Annotated in this window: 14 protein-coding genes; 10 read left to right on the top strand and 4 right to left on the bottom strand. The window is 46.9% G+C overall.

Going from position 1 to position 16,844, the window contains the following annotated elements; genetic code table 11:
• The first annotated feature begins 2 nt into the window (after window positions 1-2).
• The 4 genes from hutU to LY387_RS21715 all read left to right on the top strand — a co-directional run bounded on the left by hutU (window position 3) and on the right by LY387_RS21715 (window position 6,080).
• The gene (gene hutU, locus LY387_RS21730; protein ID WP_234496294.1) at window positions 3-1,709 is read left to right on the top strand and encodes a urocanate hydratase; all 1,707 of its coding nucleotides are present in this window, start codon (window positions 3-5) and stop codon (window positions 1,707-1,709) included.
• 10 nt (window positions 1,710-1,719) lie between these two features.
• A complete protein-coding gene (hutH, locus tag LY387_RS21725) occupies window positions 1,720-3,252 on the top strand; it encodes a histidine ammonia-lyase (protein WP_234496293.1) in 1,533 nt (510 codons plus the stop codon).
• Window positions 3,253-3,640: 388 nt separating this feature from the next.
• The gene (gene gbpA / locus LY387_RS21720; RefSeq protein ID WP_419153456.1) at window positions 3,641-5,092 is read left to right on the top strand and encodes an N-acetylglucosamine-binding protein GbpA; all 1,452 of its coding nucleotides are present in this window, start codon (window positions 3,641-3,643) and stop codon (window positions 5,090-5,092) included.
• A gap of 157 nt (window positions 5,093-5,249) precedes the next feature.
• The gene (locus LY387_RS21715) at window positions 5,250-6,080 is read left to right on the top strand and encodes a hypothetical protein (RefSeq protein WP_234496292.1); all 831 of its coding nucleotides are present in this window, start codon (window positions 5,250-5,252) and stop codon (window positions 6,078-6,080) included.
• Window positions 6,081-6,148: 68 nt separating this feature from the next.
• Here LY387_RS21715 and LY387_RS21710 read toward each other — a convergent pair whose 3' ends face one another.
• The gene (locus LY387_RS21710) at window positions 6,149-7,765 is read right to left on the bottom strand and encodes an NAD(P)/FAD-dependent oxidoreductase (protein WP_234496291.1); all 1,617 of its coding nucleotides are present in this window, start codon (window positions 7,763-7,765) and stop codon (window positions 6,149-6,151) included.
• A 211-nt stretch (window positions 7,766-7,976) separates the two neighbouring features.
• On the opposite strand from LY387_RS21710, the gene fdxA reads away from it, so the two are divergent.
• Window positions 7,977-8,300, top strand: coding sequence for a ferredoxin FdxA (gene fdxA, locus LY387_RS21705; protein ID WP_042469860.1), 324 nt, complete (start codon window positions 7,977-7,979; stop codon window positions 8,298-8,300).
• A gap of 82 nt (window positions 8,301-8,382) precedes the next feature.
• On the opposite strand, the gene LY387_RS21700 is transcribed toward fdxA, so the two are convergent.
• Window positions 8,383-9,117: an RNA methyltransferase gene (locus LY387_RS21700; RefSeq protein WP_234496290.1), complete on the bottom strand. Its 735-nt coding sequence runs from the start codon at window positions 9,115-9,117 to the stop codon at window positions 8,383-8,385.
• Window positions 9,118-9,542: 425 nt separating this feature from the next.
• Between LY387_RS21700 and codB the strand changes: the two genes are divergently transcribed.
• The 3 genes from codB (at window position 9,543) to LY387_RS21685 (ending at window position 12,597) form a co-directional block, all read left to right on the top strand.
• Window positions 9,543-10,787 carry a cytosine permease gene (gene codB / locus LY387_RS21695; protein WP_234496289.1) on the top strand — a complete coding sequence of 415 codons (1,245 nt, stop codon included), beginning with the start codon at window positions 9,543-9,545 and terminating at the stop codon, window positions 10,785-10,787.
• Window positions 10,788-10,806: 19 nt separating this feature from the next.
• Entirely contained in the window at window positions 10,807-12,084 is a 1,278-nt protein-coding gene (locus LY387_RS21690) for a cytosine deaminase (RefSeq protein ID WP_234496288.1), read from the top strand.
• Between the two features lie 303 nt (window positions 12,085-12,387).
• Window positions 12,388-12,597: a cold-shock protein gene (locus tag LY387_RS21685; RefSeq protein ID WP_006069145.1), complete on the top strand. Its 210-nt coding sequence runs from the start codon at window positions 12,388-12,390 to the stop codon at window positions 12,595-12,597.
• 103 nt (window positions 12,598-12,700) lie between these two features.
• On the opposite strand, the gene LY387_RS21680 is transcribed toward LY387_RS21685, so the two are convergent.
• Window positions 12,701-13,411, bottom strand: coding sequence for a hypothetical protein (locus tag LY387_RS21680; protein WP_234496287.1), 711 nt, complete (start codon window positions 13,409-13,411; stop codon window positions 12,701-12,703).
• Window positions 13,412-13,478: 67 nt separating this feature from the next.
• Window positions 13,479-13,733: a hypothetical protein gene (locus tag LY387_RS21675; RefSeq protein WP_234496286.1), complete on the bottom strand. Its 255-nt coding sequence runs from the start codon at window positions 13,731-13,733 to the stop codon at window positions 13,479-13,481.
• A gap of 246 nt (window positions 13,734-13,979) precedes the next feature.
• On the opposite strand from LY387_RS21675, the gene speA reads away from it, so the two are divergent.
• Both speA and speB read left to right on the top strand, forming a co-directional pair.
• Entirely contained in the window at window positions 13,980-15,890 is a 1,911-nt protein-coding gene (gene speA / locus LY387_RS21670) for an arginine decarboxylase (RefSeq protein ID WP_234496285.1), read from the top strand.
• On the top strand, window positions 15,891-16,817 hold the full coding sequence (speB, locus tag LY387_RS21665) for an agmatinase (RefSeq protein WP_234496284.1): 927 nt from the start codon (window positions 15,891-15,893) through the stop codon (window positions 16,815-16,817). It abuts the gene before it with no gap.
• Window positions 16,818-16,844 lie beyond the last annotated feature (27 nt).

The raw sequence follows: 16,844 nt of genomic DNA, 5'->3' as shown, positions 1-16,844 counted from the left end.
AAATGACTGATAAACACCATTCACGCCTGGATACGTCTCGCTCAATCAAAGCCCCTCGCGGCACTGAGCTCAATGCGAAATCGTGGCTAACTGAAGCTCCCCTTCGCATGCTAATGAACAATTTGGATGATGAGGTAGCTGAACACCCTCAATCGCTTGTTGTCTATGGCGGCATCGGGCGAGCAGCGCGCGACTGGGAGTGCTACGACAAGATTGTAGAGGTACTTAAGCGTCTTGAGGACGACCAAACACTCTTAGTTCAGTCAGGCAAACCTGTTGGCGTATTCCCTACACATAAAGACGCACCTCGAGTGTTGATTGCTAACTCTAACCTTGTTCCTCATTGGGCAAACTGGGAACACTTCAATGAGCTCGATAAACAAGGGCTCATGATGTACGGTCAAATGACCGCAGGATCATGGATCTACATCGGTTCACAAGGCATCGTTCAAGGCACTTACGAGACCTTCGTTGCTATCGCTAAAAAACACTTCAATGGTGACGCAGCCAACAAATGGATTCTAACCGGTGGCTTAGGTGGTATGGGCGGTGCTCAGCCTCTCGCAGCCACTATGGCAGGCTTCTCAATGATCGCTGTTGAGTGTGACGAATCACGAATCGACTATCGCCTAAATACTCGCTATGTCGATACTAAAGCGCATTCACTCGACGAAGCTCTCTCAATCATCAAAAACAGTGACAAGCCAATTTCAGTCGGTCTGCTCGGAAATGCAGCAGATGTCTATGCCGAACTGGTCGAGAGAAACATTACGCCAGACGTGGTAACCGATCAAACTTCAGCTCACGACCCTCTCAATGGCTATCTGCCGCAAGGCTGGAGCATGGAATTTGCCAAACAGCAGCGTGAGAGTGATCCTGAAGGCGTTGTAAAAGCGGCAAAAGCCGCGATGGCCTTGCAAGTTCAAGCCATATTAGATATGCAAGAAAGAGGTGCGGTGGCCACCGATTATGGCAACAACATTCGTCAAATGGCGCTTGAAGAAGGCGTACAAAATGCCTTCGATTTCCCTGGTTTCGTGCCTGCTTACATTCGAGATTTGTTCTGCGAGGGCGTAGGACCGTTCCGTTGGGCGGCTCTATCAGGCGATCCAGAAGATATCTACAAAACCGATCAAAAAGTAAAAGAGCTCATTCCAGATAACCCACACCTACACAATTGGCTGGACATGGCACGCGAACGTATTCAGTTCCAAGGCTTACCAGCGCGCATTTGCTGGGTCGGCCTTAAAGACCGCGAACGCCTTGGCCAAGCCTTCAATGAGATGGTGAAAAGTGGTGAACTTAAAGCACCAATTGTGATCGGTCGTGACCATCTAGATTCAGGTTCGGTTGCTAGCCCAAACCGTGAGACGGAAGGCATGATGGATGGCTCAGATGCTGTTTCTGATTGGCCACTGCTGAATGCTCTGCTCAATACCTCTGGAGGGGCGACATGGGTGTCTCTGCATCACGGCGGTGGTGTTGGCATGGGCTTCTCTCAGCACAGTGGTATGGTGATTTGCTGTGATGGCAGTGACGACGCTGCACGCCGCATCGCACGAGTACTGCACAATGACCCAGCAACAGGCGTCATGCGCCATGCGGACGCTGGCTACGATATCGCCAAAGAATGCGCGAAAGAGCAAGGACTTGACCTTCCTATGTTGGATACACAAGCGCTAGATACACACGACAAGAGCCATGGGTAAGGAGTCCATCATGTTGAAGTTAGTTCTAAAACCCGGTCAGTTAACCCTTGCTCAGCTTCGCCAATTGAGCCGCTCTCCAGTCAGCTTATCTCTCGACCCTGCGGCAGTCGAAGATATTGAAGCCAGCACCCGAATCGTCGAGCAGGTTATCGCCGAAGATCGCACTGTATATGGCATCAACACCGGGTTTGGCTTACTCGCTAACACCCGCATCGAGCCAAACGATCTTGAGATCCTACAAAAAAGTATCGTTCTCTCTCATGCTGCTGGTATTGGTGAGCTGATGAGTGATGAGACTGTCAGATTGATGATGGTTTTAAAAATCAACAGCTTGGCTCGTGGCTTTTCAGGTATCCGTCTTAAAGTCATCAATGCCTTAATTGAACTAGTCAACTCTCAGGTCTACCCTTGCGTGCCACAAAAAGGCTCCGTTGGCGCCTCTGGCGACCTTGCTCCATTGGCTCATATGAGCACCATCTTACTCGGTGAGGGAGAAGCTCGTCATAACGGTAAGAGCATCAGGGGATTAGAAGCCCTGCAGATCGCAGGTTTGGAACCTATTACCCTAGCGCCAAAAGAAGGACTAGCACTTCTTAACGGGACACAGGCGTCGACGGCGTTTGCACTGGAAGGTCTGTTCTTGGCCGAAGATCTGTTTGCTTCTGCCACGCTTTGCGGCGCTATGTCGGTAGAAGCAGCGCTTGGCAGCCGACGTCCTTTCGATCCTCGTATTCATCGTGTTCGCGGTCATCGCTCACAGATGGATGCAGCGCAGGCTTATCGCCACCTACTTGAGAACAGCAGTGAAATCGGCGACTCGCACCAAGGCTGTGAAAAGGTACAAGACCCCTACTCATTGCGTTGTCAGCCGCAAGTGATGGGAGCATGCTTACAGCAGATACGTAATGCCGCAGAATCACTGCAAGTCGAAGCGAACTCAGTGTCAGACAACCCGCTCGTGTTTGCTGATGACGGGGATATTATCTCTGGAGGGAACTTCCATGCTGAGCCAGTGGCAATGGCAGCAGATGGTCTAGCACTAGCGATTGCCGAGATTGGTAGCTTGTCGGAAAGGCGAATGGCACTTCTGATCGACAGTGCGCTCAGCAAGCTGCCACCGTTTTTGGTGGATAATGGCGGTGTAAACTCTGGCTTCATGATTGCTCAAGTTACCTCAGCAGCCTTAGCCAGTGAAAATAAGACTCTCGCCCACCCAGCGTCAGTAGATAGCTTGCCAACGTCAGCAAACCAAGAAGACCATGTGTCCATGGCAACTTTTGCGGCAAGAAGGCTTAAAGACATGTCGGAAAACACTAGAGGGATCTTGGCGGTCGAATATCTCGCCGCGGCTCAAGGTTTAGACTTCCGTGCCCCTCTAAAGTCCTCACCGAGAATCGAGCTAGGTAAGCAGATCTTGCGAGAATCAGTCCCCTTCTACGATAAAGATCGGTATTTTGCTCCGGATATTGCCAAGGCAAACGACATTATAAAACTCGCGCTTCACAATGGGTTAATGCCAGAGCACATTCTTCCAAGCTTATAACGCCCAAAAATCTATCCTATCGATAAAGGGGTCAGCGATTAGCTGACCCCTTTGCTATTCTACTTTTTTCCTTTTGAGAACCAAATGTCACTTAAGCAGCACTGCCTATAGCATCAAAGCTCTATCTAAACTTTCTCACTCAATGATAATATCAACATTAACAATAGCTTTAGTATAAATTGACAGAATAATCCTCTATTTTTTGTCACTAAAATGCTAGAAAATCTATTTTATAGAGTTCCATTCCATATCTGATTTAATCCATTCGCCAGACTTATTTTTCCACTCTAAATTACTCGCAGCACTTGTAAGAAAAAAGTGACAAGAAGAAAAAAACTGTTAATTGCACACTCTGTGCTGAAGAAACTGATTAAGAGAAGGTATTGGTATGAGACACACTAAAGTCTTGATTTCAATGGCAGCTATTGGGTTAGTCGCCAGCCCACTTGTTCACAGTCACGGCTATGTTTCAGCGGTTGAAAACGGCGTCGCCGAAGCTCGTGCAACGTTGTGTAAGTATCCGGCAGACACCGGAGAGCAGAACGTAAACTGTGGCTCTGTTCAATGGGAACCACAAAGCGTTGAAGGTCCTGAAGGCTTTCCAGAGGCTGGTCCACCAGACGGTCAAATTGCCAGCGCAGGTTTGTCACAGTTCTCACCACTCAACGAGCAAACAGCGGATCGTTGGGTCAAGCGTCCAATTCAGTCTGGTATGCAAAATTTTGAATGGACGTTTACTGCAAACCACGTAACCCGAGATTGGAAGTACTACATCACGAAACCAAACTGGAACCCGAATCAGGCACTTACTCGTGATTCATTTGACCTGAATCCATTCTGTGTTGTCGATGGTAACATGCAAAAACCACCAAAACTGACAACGCACCAGTGTAACGTACCAGCCCGCGATGGTTACCAAGTGATCTTGGCGGTTTGGGACGTAGGTGATACCGCTGCCGCTTTCTATAACGTGATTGACGTGCAGTTTAGTGGCGACAATCCTGGCATTCCAGGTTGGACACAAGCAGGTACGATTAACCCAACGATGGACCTCAAACCAGGTGATTCAGTCTATACCCGAGTGTTTGACGCCAACGGAGAGCTACCAAGTCTTTCGACCAGCGTTACCATTGAATCGGAACAACAAGGTCAAGCCAACCAGTGGTCTCATGCACTGGCCACACAGATTAATAGTGAACATAACAACATCAAGGCGGGTCAGCCAGACAACAACGGTAACATCGCTCCAGTCTACGGCAGCAACACTGTCTATGTGGTAGAGAATAGTTCACTAGAGCGTGTTGAAATTGGCTACGACATCGTGACACCTCCACCAAGTGCAGGTGCAGAAGTTACTGGTCTTGATACTGAATACACGATTGGCGATACACCTGTCACGCTAGCGCTTAACGTCGCGGCAACAGGGAAAGTAGCGGTCACTTTGAACGTCTATAATCACGCACAAGAGTCACTGGCAAACAGTGAGCTAAACCTTGAGGATGGTGACAGTCAGAATGTTGATTTAGTTTTGTCTAAGTCGGAGCCAGGACACCATATGCTCGTTACTCGAGTTCGCGATGAGAATGGCAACCTAGTTGATCAAACAACTCAAGACTTTATGTTGGTTGACGCATCTGTACCTGGAGACTACGACTTCGTGTTCCCGGATGGTCTATCTCAATACACAGAAGGCACTAAGGTACTAGCGACAGATGGACACATCTATCAATGTAAACCTTTCCCTTACTCTGGATACTGTGTGCAATGGTCACCAACCGCGACTCAATTTGAACCAGGTACAGGCAGTCATTGGACATCAGCATGGAATAAGCTGAACTAACGTTCAAACCCCAAGAGCAGGCAACTCCCCTATGCCTGCTCCTTTTTTGCTCCAAATCACACTACAAAATCATTACCCGTCAATAACGTACTAAACATAACCATAACCTTCTGATATATTTCTAACTCTACTCAATAAAATTTGTTTGGTGATAGAAATGGATCTTCGTCATCTTGTCATTACGGGCTCGCTGTTAGGAGCCACTACATTTCCTGCGGTTTCCGGTGAGTTTCACATCGCTGGCGGTGCATTTTTTTCTCAGGCCGACACTTCTATTGGCGTGACGAACCCTAATACCGGTAATGAGTTTGACTTAGATTTTGAATCAGATCTGAGCCTAAAGGAACGTTCGACACTGCCATATTTACTGGTCGGCTACGATTTCAATGAACGTCACGGCATTTTTTTAGATTGGCGCAGCCTTCACCGTAAAGCGAGCAATCAAGCGGTAACAAAACCATTTGAGTTGCCAGGAGACGGCAACAAGGAGGTCCAGGCGGGTGCACGCATCGATTCTACACTCAATATCGATATCTTGCGCTTCGGCTACAATTATAAGTTCTATGATGGTGAAGATTGGGATTGGAAAGCTTCGATAGGCTTGCACGTGATGAACTTTAAGGTCGGCTTTGGTGGTGAGATAGGCATTCGTATGGATGACCAAACAGAGTTAATTCCGGTGAAAGATGAAGAGTTCACTGATTTAACAGCCCCACTTCCCAACATTGGCCTTATTACCGACTATCGCATTAACGATAACTGGCATCTACTTGGCCACGCGCAGGTTTTTGCACTAAGTATCGAAAACATCTCTGGTTTACTGCTCGATCTAGGGGCAGGAGTCGAATACAAGTTTACCGACGACTTTGGTCTAGCAGCAACGTACAGCTACTACGAAATTAATGTGGATTACGGTCGTGATTTTGCAGACTTGGATGCGAAATTTAAATTCTATGGACCGATGGCGACGCTAACTTACGTGTTCTAACTACCAGTTACGAAAAAGCACACCTAAGTGGGCTTTTTCGTTATTTACGCGATTAAGTATTAGCGAGATTAGGCCTCAGCCAAGTCTTCAACCATTGCAAGCGCAAGCGCCTCAGCAACTTTGATACCATCAATACCCGCTGACAAAATACCGCCCGCATAACCCGCACCTTCACCCGCAGGGTAGAAGCCTTTCAGGTTCACACTCTGGTAGTCTTTACCACGTTTAATACAAACTGGAGAAGATGTACGTGTCTCTACGCCCGTCAATAGGCCGTCTGCACCCGCAAAGCCTTTGATCTTCTTATCAAAAGCAGGAATTGCCTCACGGATCGCTTCAATAGCAAAATCAGGTAGTGCCTTAGAAAGATCGGTCAGCTTGATGCCCGGTGTGAATGACGGCTCAACATCACCCAGTGCACTTGGATCGTTACCTTTTAGGAAATCACCAATTTTTTGAGCTGGCGCGTCATAGTTCTCGCCGCCCAGTACATAAGCATTACTCTCTAGCTCACGCTGGAAACGGATGCCTGCAAGTGGGTCGCCTGGGTAGTCGTGCTCTGGAGAGATACCAACAACGATGGCGCTGTTCGCGTTACGCTCGGCACGCGAATATTGACTCATGCCGTTGGTTACAACTCGGCCTTCCTCAGAGGTAGCCGCAACGACAGTACCACCTGGGCACATACAGAAGCTGTAAACCGTGCGACCGTTCTTACAATGGTGAACCAGTTTGTAATCCGCAGCACCTAAAATTGGATTACCGGCATTGGGACCAAAGCGCGCTTCATCGATAACAGATTGCTTGTGCTCAACACGGAAACCTACCGAGAAAGGTTTTGCTTCCATGTAAACACCGCGCTCATGGAGCATCTCAAAGGTATCGCGAGCACTGTGACCAACCGCAAGAACGACATAGCGCGTTTTGATTTCTTCGCCGTTAGACAACGTTAGACCTGTAATTTGGTCGTTATCCATATGAACATCGTCAACGCGAGTGCTAAAGCGGATTTCACCACCAAGCTCTAGGATTTTGGCACGCATCTTCTCAATCATGGTAACCAGCTTGAAGGTACCAATGTGAGGCTTAGACACGTACATAATCTCCTCTGGAGCCCCAGCAGCAACAAACTCTTCAATTACCTTGCGGCCGTAGTGCTTAGGATCTTTGACTTGGCTATACAGCTTGCCATCAGAAAATGTACCTGCACCACCTTCACCAAATTGAACGTTAGATTCAGGGTTTAGCGTGCGCTTGCGCCAGAAACCAAAGGTATCTTTGGTACGTTCGCGAACTTCTTTACCACGTTCCACAATAATTGGCTTAAAGCCCATCTGCGCAAGAACCAAACCTGCGAACAAACCACAAGGACCAAAGCCGATAACCACTGGGCGCTCAGTTTGGTTAGCTGGCGCTTTTGCCACAAACTTGTACTCCATATCTGGCGTCACTTTTACATGTGGGTCGTCAGTAAACTTCTCGAGCAATTCTGCTTCGTTCTCTACAACCACGTCTAACGTGTAGATAAGCAAGATGCGTGTCTTTTTACGGGCATCGTAACCGCGCTTAAACATGTTGAAAGAGATCAATTGGTCTTCAGAGATGCCAAGCTTTTTCAAAATAGCTTGGGAAATTTCACCTTCTTCGTGATCAAGAGGCAGTTTGATTTCGGTTAAACGTATCATGGAATGGTCTCGCGTCGTTGGTGTCTTAGCTCGTAAAGACTGGGCTTACTCGCTCACAATGGCGCGCATTTTACGTTAACTTGAATTGTCTGTCATACTTAATTGAATTTTGCAGGTGAGAGACTGCCCGAGTCATCGCAAGATGTTGAATTTTGCGTCGGGATCAGTATTATCGCCCCTCCACAAATTAGGCTAATAAGAGTTAACCACCATGGCATTTGTCGTTACCGATAACTGTATTCAATGTAAATATACCGACTGTGTAGCGGTATGCCCTGCTGACGCCTTCCACGAAGGCCCAAACTTTATGGTGATTAACCCAATTGAATGTATCGACTGTGGACTTTGTGTTCCTGAGTGTGATGCGCAAGCCATCTTCCAAGAAGATGAACTGCCAGAGGACCAAGTGGTTTACATCGAACTCAACGCAGAGTTATCTGAACTATGGCCAGTACAAACCGAAGTAAAACCAGCAATGGAAGACGCTGAAAAGTGGAATGGCGTACCAAACAAGCTTGGGATGCTTGAGAAGTAATCCGATAGCAAAGCCCCATAATTCAAAATACTATCGTCACCCCTGCGCAGGCAGGGGTCTTAAGTAAAGCGCACGCCAGTCTTTAACTGTGCTGACGTCGATAGTTATCCATAATAATCCCCGTCGCCATCGCTACATTAAGCGACTCAGCACCACCGAACGACGGAATAGTGATCTTGTCAGTGACATATTGCTCCGCTTCTGGGCGAACACCATGTGACTCACTACCCATCAGCAATATACCTTGTTCCGAAAAATCAGTTGAGTGAACACTTTCACCTTCAAGAAACGCACCGTACACCGGAATACTCGCCTCGTTAAGATAACGAGGAAGATCCAACAAAGTCACTTGAACGCGACCAAAGCTGCCCATGGTCGCTCGAATGGTCTTAGGGTTATACGGATCCGCGCAATCACTGCTAGCTACGATGTGTTTGATGCCATACCAGTCGGCAATACGAATTATCGTCCCCAAGTTACCCGGATCAGAAACACCATCAAGCGCGATCATCATACCTTCTGCGGACGGCGCTTGAACGTTAGGGATCTCTACCATCGCCACGGCTGCGTTGTTACTGACTAGAGAGCTCGCTTTAGTCAGCTCTTCTAAAGACGCTTCGATGCAATCATATTGACTAAGCTCGCTGGCGTGTTTTTGCAGAAAAACATCGGTAGCAAAGACCTGCTTTACAACCAAGGAAGTGTCGACAAGCTCAAGAACGTTTTTCTCGCCCTCAACCAAAAATAGGCCGTGCGCTTTGCGCTGTTTCTTTTGCCCAAGGGCTCTTAGCAGTTTTAGTTGGTTTTTTGAAATCATTGTCTTACCTCAGATGAAAGCGGGCGCATTATATACTTAATTACTTACTTGATGCGAGCCTACTCCGACTCTTGGCGCATGATCCTCTTCTCGCTAGAGCCAACAGCTTCATAAAGGAACAAGTAAACTTTCAATTTTAAGGCTATGAAACTATTTTTTAGCTAAAGTAATTAAAAAGCTCACTTAGCCCTCTATAGCAAACGGTTGCCATGGTCAGATAGAAATTAATTATGCTTTTTCCAGATTAATGACCCGCTATTAACCATATGATTAATAGGACTAAATAACAATACGAACTAAAAAAGCGTGTTTTTTTGCCAAATTGACGGCTTGACACTGTGATTTACATCACCATAATACGCGCCGTTTGCCTGAAATACGAGTAAACGTACGACAAATAGATTTAATGAATGGTGAGGTATCAGATGTCTGCGGATAACAACTACAGTTTAGGGCCGGTTCCAAAATCGGCGAGAAAGGGAGTCGCTTCATTAACCATGGTGATGCTTGGTTTGACTTTCTTCTCCGCAAGTATGTGGACTGGTGGTTCCCTTGGTACTGGTCTCTCATTTAATGATTTCTTCCTCGCTGTTCTCATTGGTAACCTCATCCTCGGTATCTACACTTCCTTCCTCGGTTACATTGGCGCTTCTACTGGTCTCTCTACTCACCTTCTTGCTCGATTCTCTTTTGGTTCTAAAGGCTCTTGGCTCCCTTCTGTATTGCTAGGCGGTACGCAAGTAGGTTGGTTTGGTGTAGGTGTGGCTATGTTTGCCATCCCAGTTCAAAAAGCGACAGGCATTGATACCAACATCCTTATCTTAGTAAGCGGTCTATTGATGACTGCAACGGTTTATTTCGGTATTTCAGCGCTGATGGTTCTTTCAGCTATCGCTGTTCCTGCTATTGCCATTCTGGGTGGTTACTCAGTACTCACCGCTGTCGATAGTGCTGGCGGCGTTGCGGAGCTTCAAAAGATTCAACCCGCAGAGCCTCTCGACTTCTCAGTAGCACTTGCGATGGTGGTAGGTTCATTTGTCAGCGCAGGTACACTGACTGCCGACTTCGTTCGATTTGGCAAAAAGCCAATGGGCGCGGTGTTCATTACTATGGTTGCGTTCTTTATTGGTAACTCCTTGATGTTTATCTTTGGCGCTGCGGGTGCATCGGTAACAGGTCAGTCAGACATTTCCGAGGTGATGATTGCTCAGGGTCTACTACTTCCTGCAATTATCGTTCTGGGTCTAAACATCTGGACGACTAACGACAACGCCCTTTACGCTTCGGGTCTTGGTTTCTCTAACGTGACGGGGCTACCAAGCAAGTATCTATCTATGGCTAACGGTGTGGTCGGTACCTTGTGTGCTCTTTGGCTTTACAACAACTTTGTTGGCTGGCTAACTTTCCTATCACTTGCTATCCCACCAATCGGCGGCGTAATCATTGCCGACTTCCTTATCAACCGTAAACGCTACGCAAATTTTGATGCGGCAAAATTCCAAACGGTAAACTGGGCAGGTATCATTGCTGTTGCTATTGGTGTAGCAGCAGGTAACTTCCTACCAGGCGTTGTCCCTGTAAATGCAGTACTTGGTGGCGCTCTGAGCTATCTTGTACTTAACCGTCTTCTTAACGCTAAAACAGCTCAGCTAGAAAACGCTGACGCGTAATTATTAGGAACTTGATGCCATGTCATCTTTGCTTATTCAGAATGCAACCATAAACGGTCGAACGGGTCAGTTTGACCTCCTTATTGAAGAAGGTGTATTCAAGGCGATCGAGCCAGCGGGAACGTCATCGTTCAGCGCTGACGATGTGATTGATGCTACTGGTCAAATGGCGACTGCGCCATTTTGCGAGCCTCACATTCACTTAGATACCACTCAAACTGCTGGTGAGCCAAGTTGGAACATCTCCGGCACTCTATTTGAAGGCATTGAGCGTTGGGCTGAGCGTAAAGCGATGCTCTCAATCGACGATGTTAAGCGCCGTGCGAAACAAACGCTCAAATGGCAAATAGCGAACGGCATCCAACACGTGCGCACCCACGTTGATGTCTCTGATCCAACCTTGACAGCGCTAAAAGCGATGGTGGAAGTTCGTGAAGAGATGAAACAATGGGTGGATATTCAGATTGTGGCGTTCCCGCAAGAAGGCATCCTTTCCTATCCAAATGGTAAAGAGCTATTAGAACAAGCCGTACAGCTCGGTGCTGACGTTATTGGTGCTATCCCACACTTTGAGTTCACACGCGAATACGGTGTAGAGTCGCTGCATTATGTGTTCGAACTAGCACAAAAATACGACTGTTTGATCGACGTTCACTGTGACGAAATCGATGACGAGCAATCTCGTTTTGTTGAAACGCTCGCAGCACTGGCGCACAAATTTGAAATGGGACACCGCGTTACGGCAAGTCACACGACCGCAATGGGCTCATATAACGGTGCTTACGCATCACGTCTATTCAGGCTACTAAAAATGTCTGGCATTAGCTTCGTTGCTAACCCGCTTGTCAACATCCACTTGCAAGGCCGCTTCGATGACTATCCAAAACGTCGTGGCGTGACTCGCGTGAAAGAAATGCTCGCAGCTAACATCAACGTTTGCTTTGGTCACGATGACGTATTTGATCCTTGGTACCCGTTAGGTACCGCCAACATGCTACAAGTTCTGCATATGGGGCTGCACGTTTGCCAAGTAATGGGTTACGATCAAATCAACCAATCGTTGGATATGATCAGCCACAATTCAGCGCGCGCACTAAACATTCAAGAAACTTATGGTTTAGAGGTAGGTAGGCCAGGTAGCTTACTACTGCTGCCTGCTGAAAACGGCTTTGACGCGGTACGTCGCCAAGTCCCAGTGGGTTACTCTATCCGTAAAGGTAATGTGATCGCTCGCACAAAACCGGCCGAGACATCTATTAACTTAGGTGCAGAAGAAGCGGTTACGTTCAAACGCTAGTAGTGCCTTAAGCGAATATCTCACTCAAATTCAAGAGCAAGCGACGAAATCGCTTGCTCTTTTTTCATGATTTAACAAGAAATTCATTTAAACCGTCCATAGGTGTGGTACACTGCGGATGCTCTGGTGTTCAGAGAGTTATTTAAAGTAAGAGTAAAAAGAGTACGAGAAGTATTGTCAGATGTTTCCCTAGCGGGTATTTGTCATTCGTTTTTCCCATTTACAGCTTGATTAAATAAACAGAACCACAAAGCGAGATCGCCGCAAGGCAAAAATTTTAATCTTAAAAGTAAGGGACATAACATGTCTAACACAAATACTGGCACTGTAAAATGGTTTAACGAAGAGAAAGGCTACGGCTTCATCGCACAAGAGAACGGTCCAGACGTATTCGTTCACTTCCGCGCTATCTCTGGCGAAGGTTTCAAAACTCTAAAAGAAGGCCAAGCGGTTTCTTTTGGTGTTGAGCAAGGCCAAAAAGGTCCTCAAGCTGTAAATGTTATCCCTCAGTAATAACGTTAGCTAGCAAATTCAAAAGGCTTCGATTACTCGAAGCCTTTTTTGTATCTATCGCATTTCCATTCCCAAACCTGCTTCCTTTTCCCCATAACTTAAGTTAGAAGTCGAGATAGAAGCCAAACTCGACATTGCTGCTATCTTCAATTGGCCTCCCTGGACGAACTCGGTACTGACCCTTGGTATATTTCACGTAGGGTTGGACGTAGGGCGTGTTCAGTGTTGCGGATAGATCAAAACTATTTCTGGTACCATTTTCAAAGCCATGTTGTGAAGTGAGAACATCGACATTGTAATTTGCGCCAAGATCAACCATTGGGTGAATGCTATAGCTAACGCCTACCGTGTTTTTCCACTCTTGTCTGTGATTAGCATAATCGATTGGGTCTGGCAGTTCATAGGCTTTGGTCGTGTCACGCCACTGGTAGTAAGTATCCCAGTAGACAAACAGGCTCGGCGACACCGAATACCCGTACATAAAGCCAATATCATAAATATCAATCGACTCATCAAAACCGTACTGCCCGTACACACTGAAGTAGTTTCGCTCTATCAACCAATCGTAGCTAAGCCCAAACTGCAAATAGCGATCGGTATCCACCTCTGCACTCACTGTAAGACTGTCAGTGGCCGCAATATCGACACCAAATACCCCGATGGTTTCATCTTGGTACTGAGTGGCTTGGACGTTGAAATCAATAATATCAGCGAGTGATTGCTCCTCAGCGGCAACTGAAAGTGGAAGAGCCAAAGAAAAAACAGTGATCAGTCCGTTGCGTGAAAGCTTCCATGGAAAACTAACGTTTCGCATGCAATAAATTCTCTGTATGGGTAAGTAACAACTTGGAGTTTGCGCTTAGAGGTGTTCACCTGAAGTATCACCATGGTGCCGGATTACTGATGTTTAAAAAACTGAGCCAAAGATATAGCTGATATTTACCTTGTAAATACCAAGCAGAATCATTTTTTAAACCAACCGCTATGATGACAGCAAAAATTTCCGTTCCAAATTGGAACAAATGCTGATCGACACCTTTAATAAAATCAAAGGCGATGTGAGCCAAACCGCTCGATGACTCGGTATAAGCGGTAGTACCTACGACAGAAAGCTCAAAAAGCTTGCTTACAACCAATCGCAATCGAAAGGATTAATTATTTTTGTTAGACATAGGGGGTGATTTATCCGTTAATGCGCACGAATCTTAAGTACACGCTCCACAACATTTGAGTACTTAAGACGCGTTTCGTGAGCATCATGGAAGATCATCACGGGGTTTGATTTTTCAGGTAAATGCTTCTTCTCAATCATCAAATCGAGCAGCAATTCGAATAACATAAAGATGAGCGACAGCCTGAACACACAATAAGTGAGACACGCTGTGACAACGACTTCAAAGCTAGACCGCGTTCGTGCGGATTACAACGTCCAATACTGGAGCCAAAACTTCTTCGGAATCAATGACGATGGCGACGTCATTGTTTCCCCTCATAAAAATGGTCAACACCAGGTACCTCTCAACAAGATTGCGAAGGCACTTGAAGAGAAGGGACTTACATTGCCTGCACTGGTGCGTTTTCCGCAAATTATCCACCAGCGCGTGCACGGTATCTGTGATGCATTTAACCAAGCCATCCAAGACTACGGATATCAAAACGAGTACCTGCTTGTTTACCCGATCAAAGTAAACCAGCAAAAAGACGTTGTAGAACAAATTCTCGAAAGCCAAGCGGAAGCTGAAACCAAACAGCTCGGTCTAGAAGCAGGCAGTAAGCCAGAACTGATGGCAGTTCTGGCAATGGCACAGCGTGCTAGCTCTGTGATTGTTTGCAACGGTTACAAAGACCGCGAGTATGTTCGCTTAGCTCTCATTGGTGAAAAGCTTGGCCACAAGGTCTTTATCGTTCTAGAAAAGCTGTCTGAGTTAGATATCGTGCTCAAAGAGGCGGCAGCACTTAACGTCAAACCTCGTGTGGGTCTGCGTATTCGCCTAGCCTCTCAAGGGGCGGGTAAATGGCAATCAAGTGGTGGTGACAAATCTAAGTTCGGTTTGTCTGCCTCACAAGTACTGCAAGTTGTCGAGCGTCTAAAAGCGCAAGACCAGTTGGACATGCTACAGCTTGTTCACTTCCATTTGGGATCGCAGATGGCGAACATTCGCGATGTACGAAACGGGGTTAACGAGGCGGCTCGCTTCTACTGCGAACTTCGCAAGATGTCTGTGCCTATCTCTTACTTCGATGTAGGCGGTGGTCTAGCGGTCGATTATGACGGTACACGCAGTCAGTCGAGCAGTTCCATGAACTATGGACTTGCTGAGTACGCTCGAAACATCGTGAGTACAGTTGGCGACGTATGTGCGCTGTATGAAGAAACCGCGCCGGTTATTATTTCTGAGTCTGGTCGCTCTCTCACTGCGCACCACGCGGTATTGATCACTAATGTGATTGGTACAGAAAGCTATAATGTTCAGTCTGTTGATGCGCCAGCAGAAGAGGCTCATCCTCTGCTTCAAAATATGTGGCAGAACTGGCAGAGCCTGAAAGGTGGCACTGACGCCCGCGCTGTTATCGAGATTTACAACGATACACAAAGCGACCTAGCAGAAGTACACACCTTGTTTGCATCTGGTGTGGTTGATTTGCATCAGCGCGCTTGGGTAGAACAGCTCAGCCTGAGTATTTACGGTGAATTGCATCGTCAAATGGACAACAAGAATCGCTTCCACAGGCCGATTCTTGATGAACTTAACGAACGATTAGCGGACAAGTTCTTTGTGAACTTCTCACTATTCCAGTCGATGCCAGATGCTTGGGGTATTGAACAAGTATTCCCTGTTTTACCGCTATCGGGTCTTGGCAGTGAAGAACAAACGCGCGCTATCATGCTGGATATCACGTGCGACTCGGATGGTACCGTTAAGCAATACGTTGATGGTCAAGGTATTGAATCTACCTTGCCAGTACCAGCATGGAACAAAGATGAACCGTATCTGATGGGCTTCTTCCTTGTCGGTGCGTATCAAGAAATTCTTGGCGATATGCACAACTTGTTTGGTGACACCCACAGCGCGGTTGTAAACGTTACCGATGAAGGCGAGTTTGAATTTACGGCAATCGATCTAGGCGATACCGTCGAAGACATGATGCGCTATGTTCATATTGACGTAGAAGCCATCAAACAAAACTACAAAGAGCTTGTAGAGCGTCACATCGACGCTGACGAACAAGCGCTAATTTTAGAAGAACTAGAGTGCGGCCTTACTGGTTACACCTATTTAGAGGATTTTTAAATGAATGATTTGTTTACCAAAACCGATTATTCACTGTACTCGAACGCAATGACATTCTTGCGTCGACCTTACGTGAAAAACCCAGTTTCTGCCGACGCAGACGTGGTGGTTTTTGGTGTACCTCTAGACATGGCGACCTCTGGTCGCCCTGGCGCTCGAATGGGTCCAGATGCCATTCGTCGCGCTTCGGTTAACCTAGCTTGGGAAAGCAAAAAGTTCCCATGGGACTTCAACGTATTTGATAAAACCAAAGTCATCGATTCAGGTGATTTGGTATTCGATACCGGTGATGCAGAAGATTTCACCTACCGTTTAGAAGCGGCAACCAGTGAGATCTTAAAGAGCGGTAAAACCATGCTGGCGTTGGGCGGTGATCACTTTATCACCCTGCCAATCCTGCGTGCTTATGCTAAGCATCATGGGGAAATGGCATTGATTCATTTTGATGCTCACACTGACACGTATGCGAACGGCAGCAACTATGACCATGGCACCATGTTCTACCATGCGCCAAAAGAGGGCTTAATCTCAGCGAAACACTCCGTGCAAATCGGTATTCGTACTGAATATGATTACGATGACCACGGTTTTAATGTGATTAACGCCATGCAAGCCAACGATCAGAGTGCAGAAGAAATTGTTGCGCAGATCCGCAATATTATTGGTGATAAGCCAGTTTACATCACTTTCGATATCGACTGTCTCGATCCAGCGTTTGCACCAGGTACTGGCACACCAGTATGTGGTGGTTTGAACTCAGACAAAGTACTGAAGATCATTCGCGGTCTGGCTGGTATCAACGTTGTGGGTATGGATGTGGTTGAGGTATCGCCTCCCTATGACCAAAGCGAGTTGACTGCATTGGCAGGCGCGACTATTGCTCTTGAACTTCTTTACGTTTGGGCGAGTAAAGAAAGCCAAGACTAGCCAGCGGCATAAAGCGAGGTACTGATA

The organism is Vibrio maritimus (assembly GCF_021441885.1).
GTDB classification, from domain to species: domain Bacteria; phylum Pseudomonadota; class Gammaproteobacteria; order Enterobacterales; family Vibrionaceae; genus Vibrio; species Vibrio maritimus_B.
Note: the sequence above shows the minus strand (reverse complement) of the source record. Positions and strands in the feature narration are given on the sequence as shown.

Excerpts from the sequence above, each read along its gene's own strand:
- hutU (WP_234496294.1), top strand. The coding sequence starts at position 3 with ATGACTGATAAACACCATTCACGCCTGGATACGTCTCGCTCAATCAAA.
- hutH (WP_234496293.1), top strand. The coding sequence starts at position 1,720 with ATGTTGAAGTTAGTTCTAAAACCCGGTCAGTTAACCCTTGCTCAGCTT.
- gbpA (WP_419153456.1), top strand. The coding sequence starts at position 3,641 with ATGAGACACACTAAAGTCTTGATTTCAATGGCAGCTATTGGGTTAGTC.
- LY387_RS21715 (WP_234496292.1), top strand. The coding sequence starts at position 5,250 with ATGGATCTTCGTCATCTTGTCATTACGGGCTCGCTGTTAGGAGCCACT.
- LY387_RS21710 (WP_234496291.1), bottom strand. The coding sequence starts at position 7,765 with ATGATACGTTTAACCGAAATCAAACTGCCTCTTGATCACGAAGAAGGT.
- fdxA (WP_042469860.1), top strand. The coding sequence starts at position 7,977 with ATGGCATTTGTCGTTACCGATAACTGTATTCAATGTAAATATACCGAC.
- LY387_RS21700 (WP_234496290.1), bottom strand. The coding sequence starts at position 9,117 with ATGATTTCAAAAAACCAACTAAAACTGCTAAGAGCCCTTGGGCAAAAG.
- codB (WP_234496289.1), top strand. The coding sequence starts at position 9,543 with ATGTCTGCGGATAACAACTACAGTTTAGGGCCGGTTCCAAAATCGGCG.
- LY387_RS21690 (WP_234496288.1), top strand. The coding sequence starts at position 10,807 with ATGTCATCTTTGCTTATTCAGAATGCAACCATAAACGGTCGAACGGGT.
- LY387_RS21685 (WP_006069145.1), top strand. The coding sequence starts at position 12,388 with ATGTCTAACACAAATACTGGCACTGTAAAATGGTTTAACGAAGAGAAA.
- LY387_RS21680 (WP_234496287.1), bottom strand. The coding sequence starts at position 13,411 with ATGCGAAACGTTAGTTTTCCATGGAAGCTTTCACGCAACGGACTGATC.
- speB (WP_234496284.1), top strand. The coding sequence starts at position 15,891 with ATGAATGATTTGTTTACCAAAACCGATTATTCACTGTACTCGAACGCA.